This window comes from Streptomyces sp. NRRL S-455 (assembly GCF_000717875.1).
Classification (GTDB): Bacteria; Actinomycetota; Actinomycetes; order Streptomycetales; family Streptomycetaceae; genus Streptomyces.
In genome coordinates this window covers 1-399 of sequence record NZ_JOCT01000081.1, presented here as the reverse complement: position 1 = coordinate 399, position 399 = coordinate 1, and the positions used below count along the sequence as shown (strand labels likewise).

General features: G+C 68.9%; 1 protein-coding gene. It reads left to right on the top strand.

The window, feature by feature from the left end; translation table 11 throughout:
• Nucleotides 1-234 (top strand): hypothetical protein (locus IE97_RS0137895; RefSeq protein ID WP_030252287.1); only part of this gene is annotated, 234 nt, incomplete at its 5' end.
• Between the last annotated feature and the right edge of the window lie 165 nt (nucleotides 235-399).

Sequence of the window (399 nt, the reverse complement as noted above, 5' to 3'; positions counted from 1 at the left end):
GCGCTGACCCGCCAGGGCGATTCGTTGATGGTCACCCTGTTCGGGGAGCCGGTCGTCGTGGTGATGGAGGCGGAGGGGGACATCCGCGCCTACCGGTGCCTCCGCCGGCCCCGGGGAGCCCCGCAACCGGTCCGCTGCACCGTCAGGTACGGCATGATCTTCGTCAATCTCGACCAGCGCGACCACGAGCTGTTCGAACAAGAAGCCATTTCCGCCACCCCCCGCAGCGCCTGAACGATTCCCCCGTCGTTCCATGTCGTTCAGGCGCTTCCCCCACACAACGGCGCCATCGTGACCTGAACACGATGGCGCCGTTGTGCTGCCCGGGGACGCGCCGGCCCCCTCAGCCCCTGCCGAGCGCCCGGTCCACGGCGATCTCGATGACGACCCGCTCGGGAT